Origin of the sequence: Gordonia sp. CNJ-863, assembly GCF_001942325.1 — a bacterium.
Classification (GTDB): Bacteria; Actinomycetota; Actinomycetes; order Mycobacteriales; family Mycobacteriaceae; genus Gordonia; species Gordonia alkanivorans.
This window is the reverse complement of sequence record NZ_MKKG01000003.1, coordinates 96,701-117,577: the sequence shown is the minus strand read 5'-3', so window position 1 is coordinate 117,577 and position 20,877 is coordinate 96,701. Positions and strand designations below refer to the sequence as shown.

20 protein-coding genes, 1 pseudogene and 1 riboswitch are annotated in these 20,877 nt (G+C 68.4%); of the genes and pseudogenes, 4 read left to right on the top strand and 17 right to left on the bottom strand.

What is annotated here, in order from left to right; genetic code table 11:
* Positions 1 to 5: 5 nt before the first annotated feature.
* From BJF87_RS01935 to hpt, 9 genes are all read right to left on the bottom strand, one after another.
* Positions 6 to 791 carry a hypothetical protein gene (locus BJF87_RS01935; RefSeq protein ID WP_042378025.1) on the bottom strand — a complete coding sequence of 262 codons (786 nt, stop codon included), beginning with the start codon at positions 789 to 791 and terminating at the stop codon, positions 6 to 8.
* 133 nt (positions 792 to 924) lie between these two features.
* Positions 925 to 2,094, bottom strand: a complete 1,170-nt coding sequence (locus BJF87_RS01930; protein WP_006357025.1) for a DUF6779 domain-containing protein — start codon at positions 2,092 to 2,094, stop codon at positions 925 to 927.
* A 159-nt stretch (positions 2,095 to 2,253) separates the two neighbouring features.
* The gene (locus BJF87_RS01925) at positions 2,254 to 2,769 is read right to left on the bottom strand and encodes a DUF3180 domain-containing protein (protein WP_006357026.1); all 516 of its coding nucleotides are present in this window, start codon (positions 2,767 to 2,769) and stop codon (positions 2,254 to 2,256) included.
* Entirely contained in the window at positions 2,766 to 3,293 is a 528-nt protein-coding gene (gene folK / locus BJF87_RS01920; RefSeq protein ID WP_006357027.1) for a 2-amino-4-hydroxy-6-hydroxymethyldihydropteridine diphosphokinase, read from the bottom strand. Before folK ends, BJF87_RS01925 begins: the two co-directional genes overlap by 4 nt.
* Entirely contained in the window at positions 3,290 to 3,661 is a 372-nt protein-coding gene (gene folB / locus BJF87_RS01915; RefSeq protein ID WP_035754592.1) for a dihydroneopterin aldolase, read from the bottom strand. Before folB ends, folK begins: the two co-directional genes overlap by 4 nt.
* Complete coding sequence (gene folP / locus BJF87_RS01910) at positions 3,654 to 4,508, bottom strand: dihydropteroate synthase (protein ID WP_006357029.1); 855 nt, start codon at positions 4,506 to 4,508, stop codon at positions 3,654 to 3,656. Before folP ends, folB begins: the two co-directional genes overlap by 8 nt.
* A gap of 71 nt (positions 4,509 to 4,579) precedes the next feature.
* The gene (folE, locus tag BJF87_RS01905) at positions 4,580 to 5,191 is read right to left on the bottom strand and encodes a GTP cyclohydrolase I FolE (RefSeq protein ID WP_006357030.1); all 612 of its coding nucleotides are present in this window, start codon (positions 5,189 to 5,191) and stop codon (positions 4,580 to 4,582) included.
* Positions 5,192 to 5,201: 10 nt separating this feature from the next.
* On the bottom strand, positions 5,202 to 7,613 hold the full coding sequence (gene ftsH / locus BJF87_RS01900; protein ID WP_075862552.1) for an ATP-dependent zinc metalloprotease FtsH: 2,412 nt from the start codon (positions 7,611 to 7,613) through the stop codon (positions 5,202 to 5,204).
* 183 nt (positions 7,614 to 7,796) lie between these two features.
* Entirely contained in the window at positions 7,797 to 8,360 is a 564-nt protein-coding gene (gene hpt, locus BJF87_RS01895; protein WP_005197838.1) for a hypoxanthine phosphoribosyltransferase, read from the bottom strand.
* A 313-nt stretch (positions 8,361 to 8,673) separates the two neighbouring features.
* Between hpt and BJF87_RS01890 the strand changes: the two genes are divergently transcribed.
* Positions 8,674 to 9,393, top strand: a complete 720-nt coding sequence (locus BJF87_RS01890; protein WP_075862551.1) for a glycine zipper family protein — start codon at positions 8,674 to 8,676, stop codon at positions 9,391 to 9,393.
* A 29-nt stretch (positions 9,394 to 9,422) separates the two neighbouring features.
* On the opposite strand, the gene tilS is transcribed toward BJF87_RS01890, so the two are convergent.
* The 3 genes and pseudogenes from tilS to dacB form a co-directional block, all read right to left on the bottom strand.
* The gene (gene tilS / locus BJF87_RS01885) at positions 9,423 to 10,379 is read right to left on the bottom strand and encodes a tRNA lysidine(34) synthetase TilS (protein ID WP_035754585.1); all 957 of its coding nucleotides are present in this window, start codon (positions 10,377 to 10,379) and stop codon (positions 9,423 to 9,425) included.
* On the bottom strand, positions 10,358 to 11,452 hold the full coding sequence (locus BJF87_RS01880; protein WP_075862560.1) for a zinc-dependent metalloprotease: 1,095 nt from the start codon (positions 11,450 to 11,452) through the stop codon (positions 10,358 to 10,360). The genes tilS and BJF87_RS01880 overlap by 22 nt, the downstream gene beginning before the upstream one ends.
* A pseudogene (gene dacB / locus BJF87_RS01875) lies at positions 11,449 to 12,767 on the bottom strand (D-alanyl-D-alanine carboxypeptidase/D-alanyl-D-alanine-endopeptidase). Before dacB ends, BJF87_RS01880 begins: the two are co-directional and overlap by 4 nt.
* Positions 12,768 to 13,050: 283 nt before the next feature.
* Here dacB and BJF87_RS01870 point away from each other — a divergent pair.
* Complete coding sequence (locus tag BJF87_RS01870) at positions 13,051 to 13,563, top strand: inorganic diphosphatase (protein ID WP_006357037.1); 513 nt, start codon at positions 13,051 to 13,053, stop codon at positions 13,561 to 13,563.
* Between the two features lie 201 nt (positions 13,564 to 13,764).
* Here BJF87_RS01870 and BJF87_RS01865 read toward each other — a convergent pair whose 3' ends face one another.
* Both BJF87_RS01865 and BJF87_RS01860 read right to left on the bottom strand, forming a co-directional pair.
* Positions 13,765 to 14,217: a hypothetical protein gene (locus BJF87_RS01865; protein WP_075862550.1), complete on the bottom strand. Its 453-nt coding sequence runs from the start codon at positions 14,215 to 14,217 to the stop codon at positions 13,765 to 13,767.
* Entirely contained in the window at positions 14,214 to 15,566 is a 1,353-nt protein-coding gene (locus BJF87_RS01860) for an aminotransferase class V-fold PLP-dependent enzyme (RefSeq protein ID WP_075862549.1), read from the bottom strand. The genes BJF87_RS01865 and BJF87_RS01860 overlap by 4 nt, the downstream gene beginning before the upstream one ends.
* 17 nt (positions 15,567 to 15,583) lie before the next feature.
* Positions 15,584 to 15,698: riboswitch (SAM riboswitch) on the bottom strand.
* Between the two features lie 112 nt (positions 15,699 to 15,810).
* Between BJF87_RS01860 and BJF87_RS01855 the strand changes: the two genes are divergently transcribed.
* Together BJF87_RS01855 and BJF87_RS01850 are read left to right on the top strand one after the other, a co-directional pair.
* Positions 15,811 to 16,890: an isochorismate synthase MenF gene (locus BJF87_RS01855; RefSeq protein WP_084813137.1), complete on the top strand. Its 1,080-nt coding sequence runs from the start codon at positions 15,811 to 15,813 to the stop codon at positions 16,888 to 16,890.
* A gap of 101 nt (positions 16,891 to 16,991) precedes the next feature.
* Positions 16,992 to 18,527, top strand: a complete 1,536-nt coding sequence (locus BJF87_RS01850; protein WP_075862547.1) for an MFS transporter — start codon at positions 16,992 to 16,994, stop codon at positions 18,525 to 18,527.
* A 32-nt stretch (positions 18,528 to 18,559) separates the two neighbouring features.
* Here the strand turns inward: BJF87_RS01850 and BJF87_RS01845 are convergent, their stop codons facing one another.
* From BJF87_RS01845 to BJF87_RS01835, 3 genes are read right to left on the bottom strand one after another with little or no spacing between them, the layout of a single operon-like run.
* Entirely contained in the window at positions 18,560 to 19,810 is a 1,251-nt protein-coding gene (locus BJF87_RS01845) for an O-succinylhomoserine sulfhydrylase (protein ID WP_187346445.1), read from the bottom strand.
* Positions 19,774 to 20,187, bottom strand: a complete 414-nt coding sequence (locus tag BJF87_RS01840) for a rhodanese-like domain-containing protein (protein WP_075862559.1) — start codon at positions 20,185 to 20,187, stop codon at positions 19,774 to 19,776. The genes BJF87_RS01845 and BJF87_RS01840 overlap by 37 nt, the downstream gene beginning before the upstream one ends.
* Positions 20,184 to 20,774: a hypothetical protein gene (locus tag BJF87_RS01835; protein WP_075862546.1), complete on the bottom strand. Its 591-nt coding sequence runs from the start codon at positions 20,772 to 20,774 to the stop codon at positions 20,184 to 20,186. The genes BJF87_RS01840 and BJF87_RS01835 overlap by 4 nt, the downstream gene beginning before the upstream one ends.
* Positions 20,775 to 20,877 lie beyond the last annotated feature (103 nt).

The window sequence follows — 20,877 nt, the reverse complement described above, 5'->3', positions numbered from 1 at the left end:
TCGGGTCAGCGTTCGTCGATCGAGTAGGTCGTCGGCTCGGGTCGGTCCTGTCGCGCCAGGGCACCGATCACCGCGTCGACGATCCACAGCGTCAGCACGCCGGCGATGATGTCGACTGCGTCGTCGAACGGCGATCGGAAACGGGGAGAGAAGGGATCGAGAACCTCGGCCGCGGGAACCCCCAGCAGATCGCCGGTGCCGTCGACGATCGTGTCCACCGGATTCGTCGCCCACCCTTCGTAGGCATTGATCGCGAGCAACGCGATGACCGGAACTGCGAGAACCCACCAGAAATGTCGCCGGCGCGCGATCGACCACGCGACGATCAGCAACACGACCCACGCCGGCATGTGCTCGGAACAGAGATTGAGAATCCCGTACTCGCCCGACCGCACCAGCACCGGGACCTGACCGCCCCAGAAACCGAGTGCCCCGATCGCCCCGATCGGGACCGCGATCGCCGCTCGAACCATACTGCGTGACCAGAACGCGAGCACCAGGACAATGTAGACGGGCATCAACGCGGTGAGCGCCCAGATCAGGATCAGGCTCGTCGCCGGCCCGTTGGCGACATAGTCCGCGTAATACTCCGGGAACGGGGTCTCGTTGAGCGGATCGAAGGTGAACAGCCACAACACCATCGGCCACCATGCGAGCAGCGGCAGGAACAACGACGCACTGACCAGTGACCGTTTGATCGCGGTTCCGCGGTCGGTGTGGCGGAGCGGCACGTAGGGGGTGCCGGCCCGGTCGACCAGACCGGGCTCACCGCCTGCCAGAGCTCCGCTCATGCGGGCAGTCTAGGTCGACCGTCCAACTTCTACGGCGCGAATAAGCACCTACGTCACAGAACTGATCCAACCGGATGACGAAGCCGATACGAATTCGACGAATCGTCTGTCGACGGCAGAAGCGCGGCTGTCATCAGTCGCGTCGCCGGCGACCACCGCCGGTGGTCCCGGACTGCTGACGCAGCTGGTTGAGCAGTTCCGAGACGGGCAGGCCCGCCGAGTGCGCGGACTCGGAGTCGTCGTCGGCCGCTCGCCGACGGCGACCACCACCGAAGGTCGAGGCGGGGCGCCCGGCGTTTCCTTCGTGACGACCGGCGGCACCGAGGAACGCGGGGGCCTCGACGTCGGAGGTCGCGGTCTCTTCCTCTTCCGGTGCGGCGCCGGTCTCGCCGGTCTCGGCCGGAGCTTCGGCGCTCGCTCCGGTCGCCCACTCGTCGGTCGGCGTCTCGTCGGTGTAGGCGGCCGACTCGTCCGCACCGCGCGAATCGTCGACGACCTCCGCATCCGACACGTCCTCGGCGTCGGCGGTCCGGGACTCATCGGCGCGTGGGGCGAACGGCGTCGAACCGGCGGAGTGCTGGTCGACCTCCTCGACGGGAACCTCGGTGGCGATCCGACCGGAGATCGGATCGTCGGTGATGACGGGGATCACCTCGGTCATCTCGTTCGGGTCGACGGGCCCGGTGTGGCGGCCGTCGTCCGCGGTCGGCGCGGTGGCCGCGAAGTCGCGTGCGGCGCGCAGACCGTCGTCGTCATATGTCGAGCGGTAGGGCGGGACGCCGCCGAACTCTCCGCCGAAGGACCCCGCGTGGGCACCCGACAGACCGGAGGCCAGCTCACGCATCTTCTCGCTCGACAGCGCGGCACGCTGATCCGGGAGCGGTTCCCCGAGAAGCATTTCGAGACTCGACCGCAGTGCGAGCACCTGGGCCTTGAGCTCGGAGAGTTCCTCGTTGGATTCGGCGGTGATCTCCTTGCGGATGGTCGTCTCGACGTCGAGCTCGTACTGACGACGCGCGGCGATCTCCCGCTCGAGTTGCAGTTCGTAGACCAGTCGGAGGTCGCGGCTCTTGGCTTCCGCACTCTCGGCCTGCCGCCGGAACTTGGTCACGAGGATCGCGCCGATGACCGCCGCCCACAGGGCAGCGATGACCGCCAGCGAACCGAGGATCGACAGGCGATCGGTGAAGACCATCAGTACGCTGGCCGCCAGGGCGAGCACGATCAGCAGACCGAGCAGCCATTGCGCCGCCGACCGACTTGAGCGTCGCGAGTCGGCAGAACGGCCGTTCGAGGTCGTCATGATCGTGAACTTACCCGCTGTCAGTACATTCACACGCGAACCGGGTTCGGAGTTTCTCAGATCGGCGACGTGTTATGTCGCCCATATTTCGCCGTGTGCGCCGGAGTCGGTTCGGGTCCCCCATGCCGAGAATTCCTCTGTGGTGGCCGACGAGCGATGTCAGGAATCGCCGACGGCGGGCGGGTCCTCGGGCGCCCGGCAGCAGTACTCGAGCCACATCGCCGCGCACACCAACAACACGCCCCCGATCAGGCCCACGATCGCGCCGGGTCGGTCCTGGTCGGCGGCCGTCACGTTCTGCTGACCGAGGAGGAAGACGAGCAGTCCGGTCCACACGCCCACGGCGATCGCCCCGAGGATGGCAGAAGCCTTGGCGAGGGCCAGCACTCGTGCCGCGGTGAGCGGATGGAGTTGTCCGCGAGCACGACCCACGTCCCGGGACTCGACCCTCGACCGGACGACGAAGGCGATGACGACCTCGAGAGCGGCGAGCACGTAGAGCACGATCCCGGCCAGCAGCGGCAGCGGCGGGAAGTCGTTGTAGTTGTAGCGCACCAGAATCCACGCGGCGATCGCGGTGACGGCGGCGATGACGACGAGGTCGCGGAGCCGGGTGGGACCGAGGCCGGTCTCCTCGTCGTCCTGCCCCGGACGGCGTGGGTCGGGAAGCGTCATGACCCGCCACCCCCGCCCGGCCCGAGTCGCTCGACGGCACGCACCGCGTCCCGTTCGGCGGCGTCGAGGGCATCGATCAGCTCACGCACCGGCCGCTCCCCCTCCGGCGTCCACAAAGTGGCCTCCGGTTCGATCTCCAACCACGGGATGAGGACGAAAGCACGCTGCGCCGCCCGCGGGTGCGGAAGCGTCAGCACCGGGTCGTCGTCGACGACGACGCCCCCGGCCTCCGTGACGGAGATGACGTCGACATCGAGAGTTCGCGGCCCCCAACGGACTTCACGGGTACGGTCGGCGGCCTGCTCCAGTTCGTTGCCCCGGTCCAGCCATTGCCGCGCGCTCAGCGGCCCGTCGACGATGAGGGTGATGTTGAGGAAGTCGTCTTGTTCGATGCCGCCCCAGGGTGGGGTCGCGTACACCGCGGACACCGCGACGAGTTCGTCTCCGAAACCCTCGACCACCGACCGCAGATGGCCCAGTGAATCCCCGACATTGGAGCCGGCCGAGAGCACCGCGCGACTCATCGCATGCCCTTCCTGGAGCGGCGGGTCACCACCGCGACGTCGTCGAAGGTCAACGGGATCGGTGCCGACGGCTTGTGCACGGTGACCTCGCAGGCGGAGATGCGTTCGTCGGCCATGATCGTCTCCGCGACCTCCGCACCGACCGTCTCGATCAGGTTGCGGGGCTCGCCCCCGACGATCGCCGCGACCTGCTGGGCGAGTGCGCCGTAGTCGACGGTCTCGGCGAGGTCGTCGGTGTCGGCGGCGGCACGCAGGTCGAGCCACAGGGTGACGTCGATGAAGAAGTCCTGGCCGTCCTCGCGCTCGTGGTCGAAGACCCCGTGATTCCCACGGACCTTCAGTCCGCGTAGTTCGATCCGGTCAGCCATGCGACCCTCCTGCTCCGAATGTGGTGCGTGAGCCGCCCGCACGCCAGGCCTCGGCGACGGTCACGGCGTCGTAGGTGCTCGCCACATCGTGGACGCGGACGCCCCAGGCGCCGGCCGCGGCGGTGAGCGCCGAGATCGACGCCGTCGCGATGTCGCGGCCCGCGGGCGGACGGTCGACGCCGTCGCGACCGAGAAGTGTGCCGAGGAACCGTTTGCGGGACGCACCGACGAGGACGGGGAAACCCAGCCCGATGAAGGTCGGGAGCGCATGCAGCAGAGCCCAGTTGTGTTCGGCCGTCTTGGCGAAGCCGAGTCCCGGATCGAGGATGAGCTGATCCGGGTCGACGCCTGCGGAGACCGCGGCGTCGACCTGCGCCAGCAACTCACCGCTGACCTCGGCGACCACGTCGCGGTACCCACCGACATCACCGATGCGGTGGGTGAACCGACGATCCGTGCTCTCCCCCGCCGGCCGCCAGTGCATCAGGATCCAGGGCAGTCGGGCGTCGGCGACCACGCGCGCCATGTCGGCGTCGGCACGACCGCCGGAGACGTCGTTGACGATCGAGGCACCGGCCTCGATGGCGGCGGCCGCGACCTCGGAGCGCATGGTGTCGACCGAGACGACGACGCCGTGTGAGGCGAGGGCTGCGATGACCGGGGCGACGCGCTTCGCCTCGAGGTCGGGGTCGACGCGGATGGCGCCCGGACGGGTCGACTCACCACCGACGTCGATGAGGTCGGCGCCCTGCTCGATCAGCTGGAGTCCGTGCGCGACCGCTGCGTCGGTGTCGAGGTAGCGACCGCCGTCGGAGAAGGAGTCCGCGGTGACGTTCAGGACGCCCATCACCAGCGTCTGGTGGTTCCCACCACCGGCCGGGACCGCGCTCGAGGGAGTCATCGGAGGATCGGCCGGGGTCACCGGGTGATCAGGTCGAGGGCTTCGCCGCGGGATACCGCACTGGTCTTGAAGATTCCGCGGACGGCCGACGTCGTGGTGGTCGCCCCCGGCTTCCGGATGCCCCGCATCGCCATGCACAGGTGCTCGGCCTCGATGACGACGATGACGCCGCGGGGTTCGAGCTTACGCATGACCGCGTCGGCGATCTGACTGGTCAGCCGCTCCTGGACCTGCGGGCGCTTGGCGTACAGGTCGACGAGCCGCGCCAGCTTCGACAGGCCGGTGACCCGGCCGGACGTCCCCGGGATGTACCCGACGTGCGCGACACCGTGGAAGGACACCAGATGGTGCTCGCAGGTGGAGTACATCGGAATGTCCTTCACCAGCACCAGTTCGTCGTGGTCCTCGTCGAAGGTGGTCGCGAGGACCTCGTCGGGGTCGGTGTACAGGCCGGCGAACATCTCGCGGTAGGCGTTGGCCACCCGCGTCGGGGTGCGGACCAGACCTTCACGGTCGGGGTCCTCGCCGATCGCCAGCAGCAGCTCGCGGACCGCGGCCTCGGCACGTGCCTGATCGAACTCCGACCGGTGCCCATTCACCACGGCGTCGCGCCCCTCGCTGATCGTCATGCGTCAAACCTTACGAGCTTCGCCCGTCATCACCCTCACCGGCACTGTCCGTCCGGGCATTCCCGTTGTCGCCGTGCCGGCCCCAGCCGTTGGTCCCGTTGGAGGCGGGACGATCGGCCGAGGGCTGCTCCGGCGGCCATCCCGGTGCCGACCAGTCGCGCGGCGCACCGTAATCCGGGCGGGTGCCGCCGGTGTACGGACCACCGGGCGGCGGAGCCGACTGACCCGGGTTCGGGTACTGGGGATTCGGATACCGGGGAGCAGGATTCTGCGCACCCGGATACTGCGCACCCGGGTACTGGGGATCCGGGTACTGGGGATTCGGGTACTGGGGATTCGGGCTCCCCGATCCAGGCGGGACCGGTCCGCCCTGGGCACCCGGCTCCGGGTAGACCGGCGGGTAGTTCGGGACCTGACCCGGAACCTGCGAACCACCCGGGTAGCCCGCACCGACGGGCTCGGGGATCTTCGCCGCCTCCGGCGGGGGCCACGGCTCACCGCGCTCGATGGCGAGCTCGCCCGGCGTCTTCACCGGCGGCTTGTCGCTCGGGGTCCGCTCGCCGAAATCGTTGAACGCGGTGATCCGCGGGCGCTTGACGACGTCGGAGAAGATCTTCTCCAGGTCCTTGCGGGTCAGCGTCTCCTTCTCGAGGAGCTCGGTCGCGAGCACGTCGAGGGTGTCCCGGTACTCGGTGAGGATGGCCCACGCCTCGGTGTGCGCCGCCTCGATGAGACGACGGACCTCGTCGTCGATCTCACTGGCGATCTCCGCCGAGTAGGCCGCCTGAGCACCCATCGAGCGGCCCAGGAACGGGTCGCCCTGGTCCTGGCCGTACCGCACGGCACCCAGCTTCGCGCTCATGCCGTATTCGGTGACCATCGCGCGGGCGATCTTGGTGGCCTGGTCGATGTCCGACGACGCGCCGGTCGTCGGCTCGTGGAAGACGAGTTCCTCGGCGGCGCGACCACCCATGGCCATCACCAGACGCGCGATCATCTCCGACCGCGTCATCAGGTCCTTGTCCTGCTCGGGCACGGCGAGGGCGTGACCGCCGGTGCGACCGCGCGCGAGGATCGTGACCTTGTAGATCGGATCCAGGTCGGGCATCGCCCACGCGGCCAGGGTGTGCCCGCCCTCGTGGTACGCCACGACCTTGCGTTCGTGCTCGCTGATGATCCGGCCCTTGCGCCGCGGCCCGCCGATGACCCGGTCGACGGCTTCTTCGAGCGCCTCGGCCGTGATGGTCTGCTTGTTCTCACGCGCGGTGAGCAGGGCGGCCTCGTTGACGACGTTCGCGAGGTCGGCACCGGACATGCCCGGCGTGCGCTTGGCCAGACCGTCGAGGTCGGCGTCCGAGTCGATCGGCTTGCCCTTGGCGTGCACCTTGAGGATCGCGCGGCGCCCGGCCATGTCGGGATTGCCGACCGGGATCTGACGGTCGAAGCGACCGGGGCGCAGCAGCGCCGGGTCGAGGATGTCGGGACGGTTGGTCGCCGCGATCAGGATGACGCCCGACCGGTCACCGAAGCCGTCCATCTCGACGAGCAACTGGTTCAGAGTCTGCTCGCGCTCGTCGTGCCCACCGCCGAGGCCGGCACCGCGCTGCCGGCCGACGGCGTCGATCTCGTCGACGAAGATGATGCACGGACTGTTGTTCTTGGCCTGCTCGAACAGGTCTCGCACCCGGGACGCGCCGACACCGACGAACATCTCGACGAAGTCGGAGCCGGAGATGGTGAAGAACGGGACCCCGGCCTCGCCGGCGACCGCACGCGCCAGGAGGGTCTTGCCCGTACCGGGCGGGCCGAACAGCAGCACGCCGCGCGGGATCTTCGCGCCCAGCGCCTGGTAGCGGGCCGGGTTCTGGAGGAAGTCCTTGATCTCGTAGAGCTCCTCGACGGCCTCGTCGGCGCCGGCGACATCGGCGAAGGTCGTCTTCGGCATGTCCTTGCTGAGCTGCTTGGCCTTCGACTTGCCGAAGCCCATGACGCCACCGCGGCCACCGCCCTGCATGCGGCTCATCACGAAGAAGAACAGACCGAACAGCAGGATCATCGGCAGGACGAAGATGAGGATCTGCCAGAGCACCGACTGCTCGTTGACGTTCGTCGTGTACTTCGTGCCGGTCTCCTGGACCGCGTCGAAGATCTGTTCGCCGGCCTGCGCGGGGTACTTGGTGCTGATCTTGTCCGCGTCGGCGTCGTCGACCTTGATCGGCGAGTTGAGCTCGATGCGCAGCTGCTGCTCGCGGTCGTCGATGCTGATGAACTTGGTGTTCTTCTTGTTCAGCTGCTCCAGCGCGACGGAGGTGTCGACGCCCCGGTACTCGCGGTCGGAGTCGCTCATCACGCTCCAGCCCCACAGGGCGAGCAGGACGAGCGCCAGGATGGCGAGGTTGCGGAAGACTGTCTTACGGTTCATGCCAGTTGGTGGGGGTTCGACCGGCGAGCGGGATCGAGTCCCGGCGCCCACTTCGTTCCCATGTCCTTCCCATCGACGTACACATTGAGGCTACCGGTCAACGATCATGCTGGTGAAACCGTTCCCGTCGCCGATCCACGGCTCGGCGCGCAGGTCGCCGGGCGGGTTCGGGCTCTCGAAGGATCAGCTGCTGTAGACCGCGGGCTTGAGGCGCCCGATGTAGGGCAGGTCCCGGTAGCGCTCGGCGTAGTCGAGTCCGTACCCGACGACGAACTCGTTCGGGATGTCGAAGCCGACGTCGGCGACACGAACCGGCGACCGGACGGCCTCGGGCTTACGGAGCAGCGTGCACACCTCGAGACTGCGGGGCGAACGCGTGGCGAGGTTCTTCATCAGCCACGACAGGGTGAGACCCGAGTCGATGATGTCCTCGACGATCAGGACGTCGCGGCCCTGGATGTCGCGGTCGAGGTCCTTGAGGATCCGCACGACGCCGGACGATGAGGTCGACGAGCCGTAGCTCGACACCGCCATGAACTCCAGCTGGGACGGGATCGGCAGGGCGCGCGCGAAATCGGTCATGAACATGACCGCTCCCTTGAGCACCCCGATCAGGACCAGGTCGTCCTCGATGGCGGTGTACCGGGAGGCGACGGAGTGGGCTAGTTCGACGGTGCGCTGCTTGATCTGTTCCTCGGTGATCAGAACAGCGTCGATGTCAGCGGCATAGGGGTCAGCGGACTGCACCGTTACAGCTTGTCATGTTTCGCGGGTCACATGGCCGACGGGTGGGACCGCCGTCGGAAATTACTCACGAGTAGCGAGTAGACCGTTCGGACCAATTTGACCGCCGAGTTGTTTGCTTGTATAACAGTCAGATAACGAACTTTAACATCGGCCCCTTGCGAAACTTTTCTTAACAATTGTTGTGCCGGGTTTGTGAATGTTGGGCCACCTGCCAGCAACGCGGGTAGCAGGGGTATTTCGACCTGTGAATATGATCGACCGGGTTCCCCTATTCCCCCCTCGGGGAACTCCCCTTCATGGAAAGAATTCCTTCATGTCAACTGAACGACAAGACGGGGCCTTGTCGCGCAAATACACGCGCACATTGGTCGCTGTTGCCATATCCCTTGCCACCGTTGTGATCACGGCACTCGCCGGGACCGCACAGGCCGCCCCCAAGCAATTCGGGCCGGCCACCTACGACGCGACCTGGAATCAGTCGTCGCTGACCCTCACCCTGCACAACGCCTCGGCGAGTACCGAAAACGGATCGCTGACGATTCGCGATTTCGCCGGTGCGGAAGTCTTCCGTATGCCTCTTGCATATCGCATGGAAGATCGCCAGTTCCCGATCGACGCACGTCAGGCCGGCAACAAGGTGACGCTCATTCCGTCGCGTAACAACGCGCGTTCCGTGCAGGTCAACCCGACCGAGGTCAACAGTTTGCGCGATAGCGCGCGTCACCAGGTCGCCGCACCGCAGACGCGCCAGGAGCGCGATGACCAGGCATTGATCCGTTTCCAGCAGCAGCTGGGTGCGGGCACAACCATCTCGTCGCTGGTCGGCACGATCGTCGGCGCAATCGTCGGTGGCCTGATCGGCTGCATCGTCGGAATCACCGCGGCAGTCGTCGGTTGTCTCGTCGGAGTCGCCCCGGCGGCCGCGGTCGGTGGGATCATCGGTCTCGCGATCGGTGGCGGTGGCACCCTGATCGCAGCCGGGCTCCACTACTTCGAAACGATCAACTCGCCGTTCAAGGCTCCTCGACGGTAGGTCACAGACCTTTCTCCTGACGGTCCGTCTCACCTCGCGGTGAGGCGGACCGTCAGCTTTTCACCGCTTCGTTCCACGACGGTCCGCACGCCAGGGTCGCCGCCGATCGCCACCTGGGCGCGCCCCGTTCCGGATTCCACGACGAGCCGATCGACCGCGGCGATCACCCGATGCGTCGGTTCGGTTGCCCCGACGTCGAGCAACCAGCGTCGGATGACCCTGGTACGCACGGCCCTCGGCAGGTCGTGCAGCGGCGCGACCGCCAGACCATCGGGAGTCCCGGCACTCCGCCACACCGCCTCCGCCCAGCCGTCGAGGGCGTCGTTGTCGTCCTGCAGACCGTCCGCGGTGCGGCCCAGCGCAGGCACGACGCCGCCCTGGAGAACGTCGTCGAGCATCGGGATCACGTCGGCACGCAAACGAACCCGGGTGAACCGCGGGTCGCGGTTGTGCGGGTCGTGGTGCACGGCCAGCCCGAGTTCGGTACACACCGCGAGCGTCTGCATCCGGCGCACTCGCAGCAGTGGCCGACCCCACGGGGCCTTCCACGCACGCATGCCGGCGATCGAACGCGCCCCCGAACCGCGTGCGAGTCCGAGCAGCACGGTCTCGGCCTGGTCGTCGGCGGTGTGCGCGAGAAGCACCGGACGACCGTCCCGGGCGGCGTCGAGCGCTGTGTACCGCGCGTCCCGGGCAGCGGCTTCGAGTCCCCCGCGGGTCCCGACCCTGACCTCGAGCACGCGTGCGTCGGCGCCGAGTTCGCGTGCGGTCGTGGCGGCCCGGCCGGCCACGTGGTCCGAACCTTCCTGGAGTCCGTGGTCGACGATCAGCGCGGTGACGTCGAGTCCCGCGCGGACGGCCGTCGCCGTCAGTGCGAGCGAGTCGGCGCCGCCGGACAGTCCCACGCAGACGGATGCGCGCGGACCGGCGAAACAGGTGGCCGCGAAATCCGCGACCACCTGAGTCAGAGCACGCGTCGAATCCATGCCTGCGGGGTGTCGATCTCGTCCGGCAGCGGCATCGTCTCGGGCGAGGTCCACACCGTGTTGAACCGCTCCATGCCGACGGTCTCGACCACCTCGTCGACGAAGGCCTTGCCGCGGATGTACTGCGCGATCTTGGCGTCCATGCCGATGAGGGCGCGGATGATGCGCTGCACCGGGTTCTGCGGCGCCTTGCGTCGCTTGTCGAAGGCGGTGCGGATGTGGGCGACGGACGGGACGTGCGCCGGCCCGACGGCGTCCATCACGTGGTCGGCGTGACCCTCGAGCAGCGTGCCGAGAACCATCATCCGCTGGAAGGCGTCGAACTGCTCGGGGCTCTGCAGCAGCTGCATCGCACCGAGGATGCCCTTCTCGCGGGGTTCGGAGCCCTTGAGCGTCTTGGTCATCCGCGTGACGATCTCGGTGGTCGACTCACCGGTCTCGGAGGTGAGCACGGCGACGTTGTCCTGCATGTAGTCGCGTAGCCACGGGTTGGCCGAGAACTGCACCCGGTGGGTCACCTCATGCAGGCACACCCACAGACGGAAGTCCGACGGCACGACCTTCAACTGGCGTTCGACGTTGATGATGTTGGGCGTCACGACCATCAGCACGCCGGGTTCACCGGTTTCCGGGTCCGGCGTGAACGGGTCGTACTGGCCGAGGATCGCAGTGGAGAGGAAGGCGAGCAGACCACCGGCCTGGATCCCGCCGAACTTGGCGGCGAGGCCGGGCGAAGCCGGGTCCGCGTCGGCCTCGGACCCCAGCATCGAACGCATCGAGTCGGAGGCCGCGTCGATCCAGCCCGACCGGTCGAGGATTCGGGTCGTCGGGATGCGGAGTCCGTCGGCGAGACCGGTGACCTCGCGGACCGGCGCCTCCGCACGCGTCGCCGCGTCCGCGAGCTCGGCCTGCGCGGCTTCGTAGGTGTAGGCCGTGGTCTTGGGGCCGGGTCGGACGAGCCGTTTCGCGGTCGACGCCGCGAGCGGCCAGTCGATCTGCGATCCGATGCTCAGGCGGGTGTCGTCACCCACCGGCTCGACGGCGGCCTTGCTGTCGGTTCCTGACATGCTCATCGGCACCCGCACTCTCTGAGTTGACCCACCACGGCGTCCAGGGCGGGTCTCGCGTCCGCCGGCGAGGTGCCGCCGGACATGAGGGCGAACGACAGCACGCGGCCATCGATCGTTTGGACTATGCCGGTCAACGAACTGACTCCGGTGAGTGTTCCGGTCTTTGCGCGCACCCACCCGGCACCGGGTGTGGTGGCGATCGGGAAACGGTCGGCGAGGGTGCCCGTGCCGGCGGCGATGGGCAGACCGTCGAGCATCGGTCGCAGCTTCGGTCGCGAGGGTCCGCTGGCCGCGGTCATCACCGCGTCGAGCAGCGCAGGCGTCGTGCGGTTGGCATAGGAGATGCCCGACGCGTCGGCCAGCGTGGTGCCCTTCCACTGCTCAGGGAAGGTGGTGGACAGGACCTGCTCGACCGCGTCGACTCCGGCGGCGAGGGTCGCGGGTCCGCCGCGATGCACCGACAGTTCGATCGACAGCGTCTCGGCGAGCACGTTGTCGCTGTACCGGAGCATGTCGTTGACCCGGGTCACCAGCGGCGCGGACTCGACCTTCGCCACGACGCGGTCGCCGGCGGGTGCGGGTACCTCGGTCACCGGCGCATCGACGTCGAGCGCCGCGGCCAGCGCCTCACCGGCCATGATCCCGGGCGTCGCGGATCGCGGCGAATACTCGTCGAGCGGCTCGAGGCGGGCGCCGTCGACCATCAGCGACTCGATCGGCGCGATGTCGCCGCCCTGGATGTCCCTGCGGTCCCAGGTCCGGTCCATCGTCGGGCCCGAGAAGGCGCTGAGGTCCACCGCGACCGAGGTGACCGGGATGCCGGCCTGCTTGATCTGTTCGGCGAGGTCCGCGATGCGGGCGGGCTCGCTGTAGAAGGTGTCGGCATCGGCGGCTGCGCCGACAGAGTGGGATCGCCGGCCCCCTTGAGGATCACCTGCCCGTTCGACCCCGCGACGACCGTCGTGGTGAGGCGCGCGTCGTGCGGCATGGCCTCGAGGAAGGCCGCGGCCGAGAGCACCTTGTCGTTCGACGCGGGGATGCGCGGACGACCGGGGTTGCGCGACCACAGGACCTCGCCGGTCAGCGAGTCGGAGATCATGCCGCTCAGGACACCGAGCGCCGGATTCCGCAGTGCGGGGGCGATCGCGCGGGACACCCCGGCGGGCGTCGGGGCCGGTGCGGTGGCGGCGACCGGGTCGATCTGCGGGTCGGGGGAGATCGCGGCGGGCTGCGGCGGTATCCCCGGCGGCAGCTCGGCTTCCGTGTCCAGGCGGAGAGCCACGACCACCGCAGCGGTCGACGCCAGCGCGAGGATCACGACGGCGACGATCGTCCACCAGAGGAGTTTGCGACTGCGGGGTCTGCCATCACGACCTGCGGGTCTGGTGGTTGCGCCCACGAAGCCTCCGGATCTCTCGCATTGCGTTGCCGATACTGCATGACCGAAATGTCGGATATGAGCGACCCGGGGTCCGATGCACCCGCGCACTGCGGGGGTACGAAGTCCGAGGTCGTCGGACTAACAGTATCGTTGTTGCGACGCGCGGCCATCTGGGCCGTCCGGCGATCACACCCCCGATCCGCAACTGCCAGGAGGAACAGTGGAATTCGATGTGACCATCGAGATCCCCAAAGGTGGCCGAAACAAGTACGAGGTCGACCACGAGACGGGGAAGGTCTACCTCGACCGCTACCTGTACACCTCGATGGGCTACCCGGCCGACTATGGCTACATCGACGGCACCCTCGGCGAGGACGGCGACCCGCTCGACGCGATGGTCCTGTTGCCCGAGTCGGTCTTCCCCGGCATCATCGTGCGCGCCCGCATCGTCGGCATGTACACGATGACCGACGAGGCCGGCGGCGACGACAAGCTGCTGTGCGTGCCCGCCGGTGACGTGCGCTGGGACCACATCAAGGACATCTCCGACGTGTCGGAGTACGAGCTGGGTCCGATCTCGCACTTCTTCGAGCACTACAAGGACCTCGAGCCCGGCAAGGAGGTCCAGCCGGGCGGTTGGGTCGGCCGCGAGGCCGCCGAGAAGGTCGCCCAGGAGGCCATCGACCGTCTCGCCGCTCACCCCGACGAGGCCAACGAGCCCTCGCGCGGCTGACGCCACCCGAGCAGTCCCTCACCGACCGCCGACGACACATGCTGTCGTCGGCGGTTCGTGGTCTACAGGCAGAAGCACGAGCGCAGTGAACCCACCCGCCGCCTTCAGGCGTGAGCGCAGCGAACCCACCCGCTGCCTGAGGCGTGAGCGCAGCGAACCCACCCGCTGCCTGAGGCGTGAGCGCAGCGAACCTCGAAGGCCTCAGGCCACCCGGTGGCGCACGTCGGCGAAGACCGGAAGCACCTGCTCGCGGACTCGGCTGCCGGTGGCCGAACCGTCGATCGGGACCAGGATCACCGCGTCGGCGACCTCGGCGGCGTAGATGTCACGCAGCAGTGTGATCAGGCCGTGGGTCGTGCCGATGTAGCGGATGGTCTCCGAGCTGTCGGCGGCGATTCCGGCCTGCTCGACGGCGGCGCGTGCCGATGCCGCGTTCGGCGCGATCGCCACCTCGATCTCGAGGGCCACGACGAAGTTCGCCTGGTCGTGGGTGCCGGCCCGCAGCAGCGCGCGCGCCCGTTGGGCGTCCCGCAGGGTCTCGCGACGCACGACGATCGGGAAGGTCTGTGCAACAGCATCTCCCGCGATCGCGACCTGGAAGCCGGGACGGCCGATGGTGACGGCGGTGCGCGGAGTGTCGATGTGGACGGTCATGCGGGGTACCCCTCGTCGAGTTCTGGTCGGGTGGTGGTCGTTTCGGCGCTGAGTGCGCCGAGTGCGTCGAGCAGGCGATCGACGTCGTCGGAGGTGGTGCCCGCACCGAAGCTGGCGCGGACGGCACCCTCGGGATGACCGAGCCGCCTGAGCAACGGGTGGGCGCAGAACTTGCCGTCCCGCACACCGATTCCGTGCTCGCTGCTCAGATATTCGGCGACGGCCCGCGGCGCGAAGCCGTCGATCGTGAAGCCGGCGATGCCGACGCGGTCGGTCGAGTCGGTGAAGATCTGCAGCGGCCGGACACCGTCGATGCGAGCGAGACCGGCGTCGAGCCGCTCACCGAGCTCGAGCTCGTGGAGGCCGATGGCCTCCGGACCCAACTCGGCGAGTGCGGCGCACGCCTCGGCGATCGAAAAGGCGCCGAGCACGTTCGGCGAGCCGGCCTCGTGGCGGGCGGCCCCGGTGTGCCAGGTGGTCCCGGCCGAGTTCTCGTCACCGCGCAGGTCGACGTCGGCGGTCGCTCCACCGCCGGCGAGGTACGGGTCGGCGGCGTCGAACCAGTCGGAGCGTCCGATCAGGACGCCGGCGCCGAACGGGGCGTAGGCCTTGTGACCGGAGAACGCCAGATAGTCGATTCCGTGGCTGACGATCGAGATGGGGCGATGTGCGACGAGCTGCGCCGCGTCGACCAGGATGCGTGCGCCGTGGCGATGGGCGATCGAGGCCAGCCTGCTGATCGGGAGGACCTCACCGGTGACGTTCGACGCGGCAGTCACCGCGAGCAGCGACGCCGGCTCGGACGCGAGCTCCGCCTCGATCGCGACGAGGGTGTCCTCGATCGTGGTGCGGGCGGTGACCACGCGAGCCCGGTTGCGACCGTCCTTCGGCGCACACCACGGCAACAGGTTGGCGTGGTGCTCGATGTCGAGGACCACGACGTCGCCGGGCGTGATGTGGGCGGCGAGGTTGATCGCGTCGGTGGTGTTGCGGGTGAAGACGACGGAGTCGTCGGCGCGGCCGCGGACGAAGCCGCGCACAGTCTCGCGGGCGGCTTCGTACCGGCGGGTGGTGACCTGCGATAGGTGGCCGGCGCCGCGGTGCACGCTCGCGTACTCGCCGAGGGCCCCGGCGACCTGCGCGGCGACCGACGGCAGCGCCGGGGCACTCGCCGCGTAGTCCAGATTGGCGTAGCCGACGCGGTGTCCGGCGGCGACGGGAACTTGCGCATCCGAGCCGACGACCGGCGCCAGCGCGGGGATGAAGGGTGCCCGGTCGGCGATGGCGGCGGACACCACGGCAGGGGTCGGGCGGACGGTTGTGACGGGTGCCGAAAGCACAGCAGTCATGACAAGAGCTCCTCGAGAATCCACACTTGCCGCGTTCGGGTTCGACCGCAGCCAGGTCGTCACCCGGAGCACCCCACCGTGGAGGAGGGTTGCCGACCAGCGAGCCGGGGCTTGTCACTGGCACTCATGACCTGCGACAAGGTTCGCGGATCCCGGCGAAGGGTGTCAATTTAGATTCACCGTGATTCCTAGTTAGGACAGGCTTACCTGTACCCTGGCTGTCGTGGCATCGAGTGAGGTCTTCGTGTTGTCGCGCCCGCACGGCACCGTGCGGGGCGAAGGGGTGGTCCGGTCGTTCACCGACGTCGACGAGGCATCCGCCGCACTGCGGGCGGGCGAGGTCGGGGCGTTGACCGGGGCGATCCCCTTCGACCTCCGCGACCCCGCGGCGCTGGTCGCCCCCGTCCGGCTCCGGACCGGCGAAGCACCGCTGCCCGGGACCGGGCCGCTGTCACGGCGAGCGGTGTCGACCGTGAGCCACCCGGCTCGGGATGAGCACCGCGAGCGCATCGCACATGCGGTCAAGCGCATCGTCGCCGGCGACGTCGGGAAGGTCGTGCTCGCACGCAGCGTCGACCTGGTGCTCGACGAACAGATCCGCCCGGCGGAATTCCTCGACGCACTCGCCGGCGGCAACGCCGACCACAACGCCTTCGCGGTCGACCTCGGCGCCGCGACGGGTTCGGGCTCGTGGTTGCTCGGCGCGAGTCCCGAAGCGCTGCTGCGCAAGTCGGGATCGACGGTGACCTGTCATCCCTACGCGGGTTCGGCACCACGATCCGCCGACCCGGCCGTCGACCGTGCGACCGCCGCCGAACTGGCCGCCTCGAGAAAGGACCTCGCCGAGCACGCCTTCGTCGTCGATCATCTGCGCGAGCGCCTGGGACATCTCTGCGACGACGTCGACGCGCCGTCGACCCCACAGCTCGAGTCGACCGGCGAGATGTGGCATCTGGCCACCCCGATCCGCGCGACGCTGCGCGACCCGGCGACCACCGCACTCGACCTCGCACTACTCCTCGGACCCACCCCCGCAGTGTGCGGCACCCCGAGTGACGTTGCCGCACAGATCATCCGAGACGTGGAGGGAGATCGTGGCTTCTACGCAGGCGCGGTCGGGTGGTGCGACGCCGCGGGCGACGGCGAATGGATGGTCGCCATCCGGTGCGCCGAGCTCGCGGCCGACGGTCGGAGTCTGCGCACCTGGGCGGGCGGCGGCATCGTCGAACACTCCGACCCGCAGGCGGAACTCGACGAGACGCAGTTCAAACTACGGACCGTGTTCAACGCGCTCGGCATCCCCCTCGCGGACATCGTGAACTGACCCTCCGGTGAGCGCGCCCTCCCGCGATCTCGCCTCCGACCACGAAGGTCGGCGTTATGGTCGATGAACGTCGGGGCGAAGGGGCCAGGGAGGCGTAGCAGATGCCTGCGGAGCGGTCGACAACCCGGAAGAGCATTCTGCCGATCATCTTCGCGCTGTCCCTGGCCTTCACGATCACGGCCGTCGATCCACTGGTGCTGAGCCTGAATCTGCCGCAGGTGAGCCGGGAACTCGACGTCCCGCCCGCGGCTGTCGGATTGTTGGGTGGAATGTCGACGCTGGTCATGGCCGCGTCCGTCCTCGGCGCGGGGAATCTCGGCGACTCGATCGGACTCCGACGACTCCTGATGTCGGGACTGGCCGTGGTCACCGTCGCCGATGTGCTCGCCATGCTTTCACCCGGGTATGGCTTTCTCCTGGCGATGCGCGTCGTGGCGGGCCTGGGCATGGCGGCCCTGCTCGGGGTATCGCTGGCCCTCCTCAAGACGTCGGTGACCGAGGAGCAGCGACCGAAGGCCATCGGCATCTTCGTCGCCATCGAGATGGTTCTCTGCGGGGCGCTCCCCGCCCTGACGGGCTGGGCCGTGACGGGTCTCGGCTGGCGGTTCGTGTTCCTGGTCGCACCACTGCTTGCCGTGGTCTCGATGCTGCTGACGGCGAAGTTCGTTCCGGAGTCGCCTCGTCACGAGCGTGCGAAGCTGGACGTGATCGGCATCGTCCTGATCGGGGTGGCACTCCTGACCCTCGTCATCGGACTCGCGGCCGCCCAGAACGGTGTCCTCCGGCCCCAGGCCTGGCTGCCGCTACTCGTCAGCGTCGTCGGCGCGGTGCTCTTCGTCCGCCACGAACGGCGCACCCCCGAACCGGCGCTGGACCTGTCGCTGTTCGGCAACCGGACGTTCACGGTGGCGCTCGCCGCCGCCTTCACACTCAACTTCCTGATCGCGGGGCTCAGCATCGTCCTGGGGCAGTACGGCAGCAAGGTGCTCGCGCTGTCACCGCAGACGGTCGGACTGTTGTTCCTTCCCGGCTCGCTGCTGATCGCCGGCGCCCTGATCATGTCCGGGAGTCTGATGGAGAAGTTCTCGCCGAGACCGGTGATGGTCGCCGGTCTCGCGACCATGGCGGCCGCCGGGCTGCTGATGGCCGGCACGGTCAGCCCGATCATGGCGCTCTGGCTGCTCGTGATGTCCGTATGGCTGTACAACCTCGGGTCGATGGTGAGTTCCACATCCGTGTCGGAGACGGTGCTCTCGCATGCGCCGAGTGGGCAGTCCGGAACAGTGGCCTCGGTGCAGACGGCCTTCGGGATGACGGGCTACGCGTTCGGGCCCACCGTGTACCTGCTCCTCCTGAATGTGTTCTTCGAGCGTGAATGGCTCGCCGACAGCGAACAACGGGGCCTGACGGTGACACAGGGACAAGAGGCCGTCGACGCCGCGCGTAGCGCAGTGGCGCCGAGCCCGGGTGGCGTCGGATACGACCCGAACCTGCTACAGCAAGTGGGCGGCCTCGACCTCGGAGCGGACTTCTCCGACGCCGTGCGACTCACCATGCTGACCGTCAGTGTCCTGCCCATCGCGGTCGCGCTGGCCGCACTCAGGTTCCGTCATGAGCGTCCCGCCCGGGCGGCCTGATGGGCATGGGCAGGAGAGCCTCGTGCGCGGGCTCAGCCGAGCGCCTGATCCAGATCCGCGAGCAGGTCGTCGATGCCCTCCAGCCCGACCGACAGGCGCACGACCGCGTCACTGAGACCGATCGCGGCACGCCCCTCGGGTCCCATCGCGCGGTGCGTGGTGGTGGCCGGGTGGGTGATCAGCGACTTGGAGTCGCCGAGGTTGTTGGAGATGTCGATGACCTTCAGTGCGTTGAGGACCTCGAAGGCGCGCTTCTTGCCGTCGATGCCGTCGTGGTCGTTGAGCTCGAAGGTCACCACGGTGCCGCCACCGGACATCTGGCTCTTGGCCAGCTCGAACTGCGGATGCGACTGCAGGAACGGGTATTTCACCCAGCGGACCCGCGGGTCGGCTTCCAGGAACCCGGCGATGCGCAGGGCCGAGGACACCGAGGCGTCGACGCGAAGACGCATGGTCTCCAGGCCCTTGAGCAGGGTCCAGGCGTTGAACGGGCTCAGCGCCGGGCCGGTGTGGCGCATCAACTGCTGCACCGGGCCCTCGATGTACTCCTTGGTGCCGAGGACGGCACCGCCCATGACGCGACCCTGGCCGTCGATGTGCTTGGTACCCGAGTAGACGATGACGTCGGCGCCGAGATCCAGACCGCGCTGCAGCAGTGGGGTGGCGAAGACGTTGTCCAGCACCACCTTCGCGCCTGCGGCGTGAGCCATCTCGGACACCTTGGCGACGTCGACGAGGGTCTGCATCGGGTTGGACGGTGTCTCGAAGAAGACCGCGGTGGTGGGCTTGGACAGCGCCCGCTCCCACTGGTCGAGGTCTTCGCCGTCGACGAACTCGGTCTCGACGCCCCATCGCGGGAGGATCTCGTTGCACACCACGAAGCACGAGCCGAACAGGCTGCGGGCGGCGACGAGCCGATCTCCGGCCTTGAGCAGTGCGCCGAGCGCGACGAACACCGCGGCCATGCCGCTGGCCGTCGCGAAGCAGGCCTCGGCACCTTCGAGCTGACGCAGCCGCTCCTGGAACATGTGGACCGTCGGATTGCCGTACCGGGAATAGACGAACCGCTGGTCCTCGCCGGTGAAGGCGCGCTCGGCGGCCTCGGCGGAGTCGTAGACGTATCCGCTGGTCAGGTACAGCGCCTCGGTGGTCTCGTAGAAGCCGGAGCGGGCGAGGCCACCGCGGACGGCGATGGTGTCGGGCGAAAGACCCTCCGGCAGTTCACGACCCACGGACAAATCAGGACTCACGATTGCCTCCACGGCAGATTCTCGGCGCGCCATCCCGACGCACCTCGATGGTCGTTCTCGTCGAGGGCACCCTCGAACCCGTCGACCACGTTGTAGGCCTTGCCGATTCCGTCGGCGGTCGCCGCCTCGGCCGCACCGATCGACCGGTGCCCCGAGCGGCAGAGGAAGATGACCTCGTTGTCATCGGTGACCCCGGCGCCGCGCAACTGTTCGACGAACTGCTCGTTGCGGCGCCCCTCGGGGAACGTCGTCCACTCGGCGAAGATCGTCCGCTTGCCCAGCACCTCGAGGTCGGGGACGCCGACGAAGGACCATTCGGCCTGCGTCCGACAGTCGACGAGGACCGCGTCGGGATTGTTCTCGAGCTTCTCCCACGCTTCCTGCGGGGTCAGGTCGCCGGCATAGGTCATGAGGAGCACACCTTCCATTCGCCGTTCTCGCGCACCACGATCGTCTCCACGACCTGCTTGGCATCGGCCTTGTCCTTATAGTGCCAATGGACCTTGGCGGTCGCCCGGTCACCGTCGACCACCAGGTCGGTGATCTCGGGGATCTCGATGCGTCCGTTCTGGTCCAGCGACGCCTGGTTCTCCGCGACGAACTGCGCCTCGGTGGGGAAACCGGTCTTGTCCAGGTCGGCATCGCAGGTGTTGGCGCGATACTCGGCGTAGTTCGGGCCGTTCTTCGCCGTGTAGAGGTCGTTGATGGCGTACTGGACCCGCGCGTCGTCGCTGACGCGTTCCTCGGACGGCCGCGAGATGCTCGAGAGCACGATCCCCAGCACGAGGAGCGCGACGACACCCGCCGCCACGAAGAACGGCCACGCGTTCTTCCAGTTCGGTGGCCCTTCCTCGACGAGGGCGGCGTCGACGTCGTCGTTCGACGTTGCCTTGCCGAGGGCAGACTTCTTCGAGGACGCGGCGCCCCGAGAGGTGTTCCGGGATGCGGCGCCCTTACCGGAGGGCTTGTCGGGGCCCCCGCCTGCAGCTTTGGCCATGGCGCGAAGTGTAACGACAGGCCGGGTGTGACCTCCGTCCGGATTCTCCGGCCGCCATCGCGTCGAATCGCGTGGGCACCGAATCCACGCTCGGTAAGGTGGG

Bases quoted from the DNA above. Each gene is read 5' to 3' on its own strand.
- BJF87_RS01935 (WP_042378025.1), bottom strand. From the start codon at position 791: ATGAGCGGAGCTCTGGCAGGCGGTGAGCCCGGTCTGGTCGACCGGGCC.
- BJF87_RS01930 (WP_006357025.1), bottom strand. From the start codon at position 2,094: ATGACGACCTCGAACGGCCGTTCTGCCGACTCGCGACGCTCAAGTCGG.
- BJF87_RS01925 (WP_006357026.1), bottom strand. From the start codon at position 2,769: ATGACGCTTCCCGACCCACGCCGTCCGGGGCAGGACGACGAGGAGACC.
- folK (WP_006357027.1), bottom strand. From the start codon at position 3,293: ATGAGTCGCGCGGTGCTCTCGGCCGGCTCCAATGTCGGGGATTCACTG.
- folB (WP_035754592.1), bottom strand. From the start codon at position 3,661: ATGGCTGACCGGATCGAACTACGCGGACTGAAGGTCCGTGGGAATCAC.
- folP (WP_006357029.1), bottom strand. From the start codon at position 4,508: ATGGGCGTCCTGAACGTCACCGCGGACTCCTTCTCCGACGGCGGTCGC.
- folE (WP_006357030.1), bottom strand. From the start codon at position 5,191: ATGACGATCAGCGAGGGGCGCGACGCCGTGGTGAATGGGCACCGGTCG.
- ftsH (WP_075862552.1), bottom strand. From the start codon at position 7,613: ATGAACCGTAAGACAGTCTTCCGCAACCTCGCCATCCTGGCGCTCGTC.
- BJF87_RS01890 (WP_075862551.1), top strand. From the start codon at position 8,674: ATGTCAACTGAACGACAAGACGGGGCCTTGTCGCGCAAATACACGCGC.
- tilS (WP_035754585.1), bottom strand. From the start codon at position 10,379: ATGGATTCGACGCGTGCTCTGACTCAGGTGGTCGCGGATTTCGCGGCC.
- BJF87_RS01880 (WP_075862560.1), bottom strand. From the start codon at position 11,452: ATGAGCATGTCAGGAACCGACAGCAAGGCCGCCGTCGAGCCGGTGGGT.
- BJF87_RS01865 (WP_075862550.1), bottom strand. From the start codon at position 14,217: ATGACCGTCCACATCGACACTCCGCGCACCGCCGTCACCATCGGCCGT.
- BJF87_RS01860 (WP_075862549.1), bottom strand. From the start codon at position 15,566: ATGACTGCTGTGCTTTCGGCACCCGTCACAACCGTCCGCCCGACCCCT.
- BJF87_RS01850 (WP_075862547.1), top strand. From the start codon at position 16,992: ATGCCTGCGGAGCGGTCGACAACCCGGAAGAGCATTCTGCCGATCATC.
- BJF87_RS01845 (WP_187346445.1), bottom strand. From the start codon at position 19,810: ATGGCGCGCCGAGAATCTGCCGTGGAGGCAATCGTGAGTCCTGATTTG.
- BJF87_RS01840 (WP_075862559.1), bottom strand. From the start codon at position 20,187: ATGACCTATGCCGGCGACCTGACCCCGCAGGAAGCGTGGGAGAAGCTC.
- BJF87_RS01835 (WP_075862546.1), bottom strand. From the start codon at position 20,774: ATGGCCAAAGCTGCAGGCGGGGGCCCCGACAAGCCCTCCGGTAAGGGC.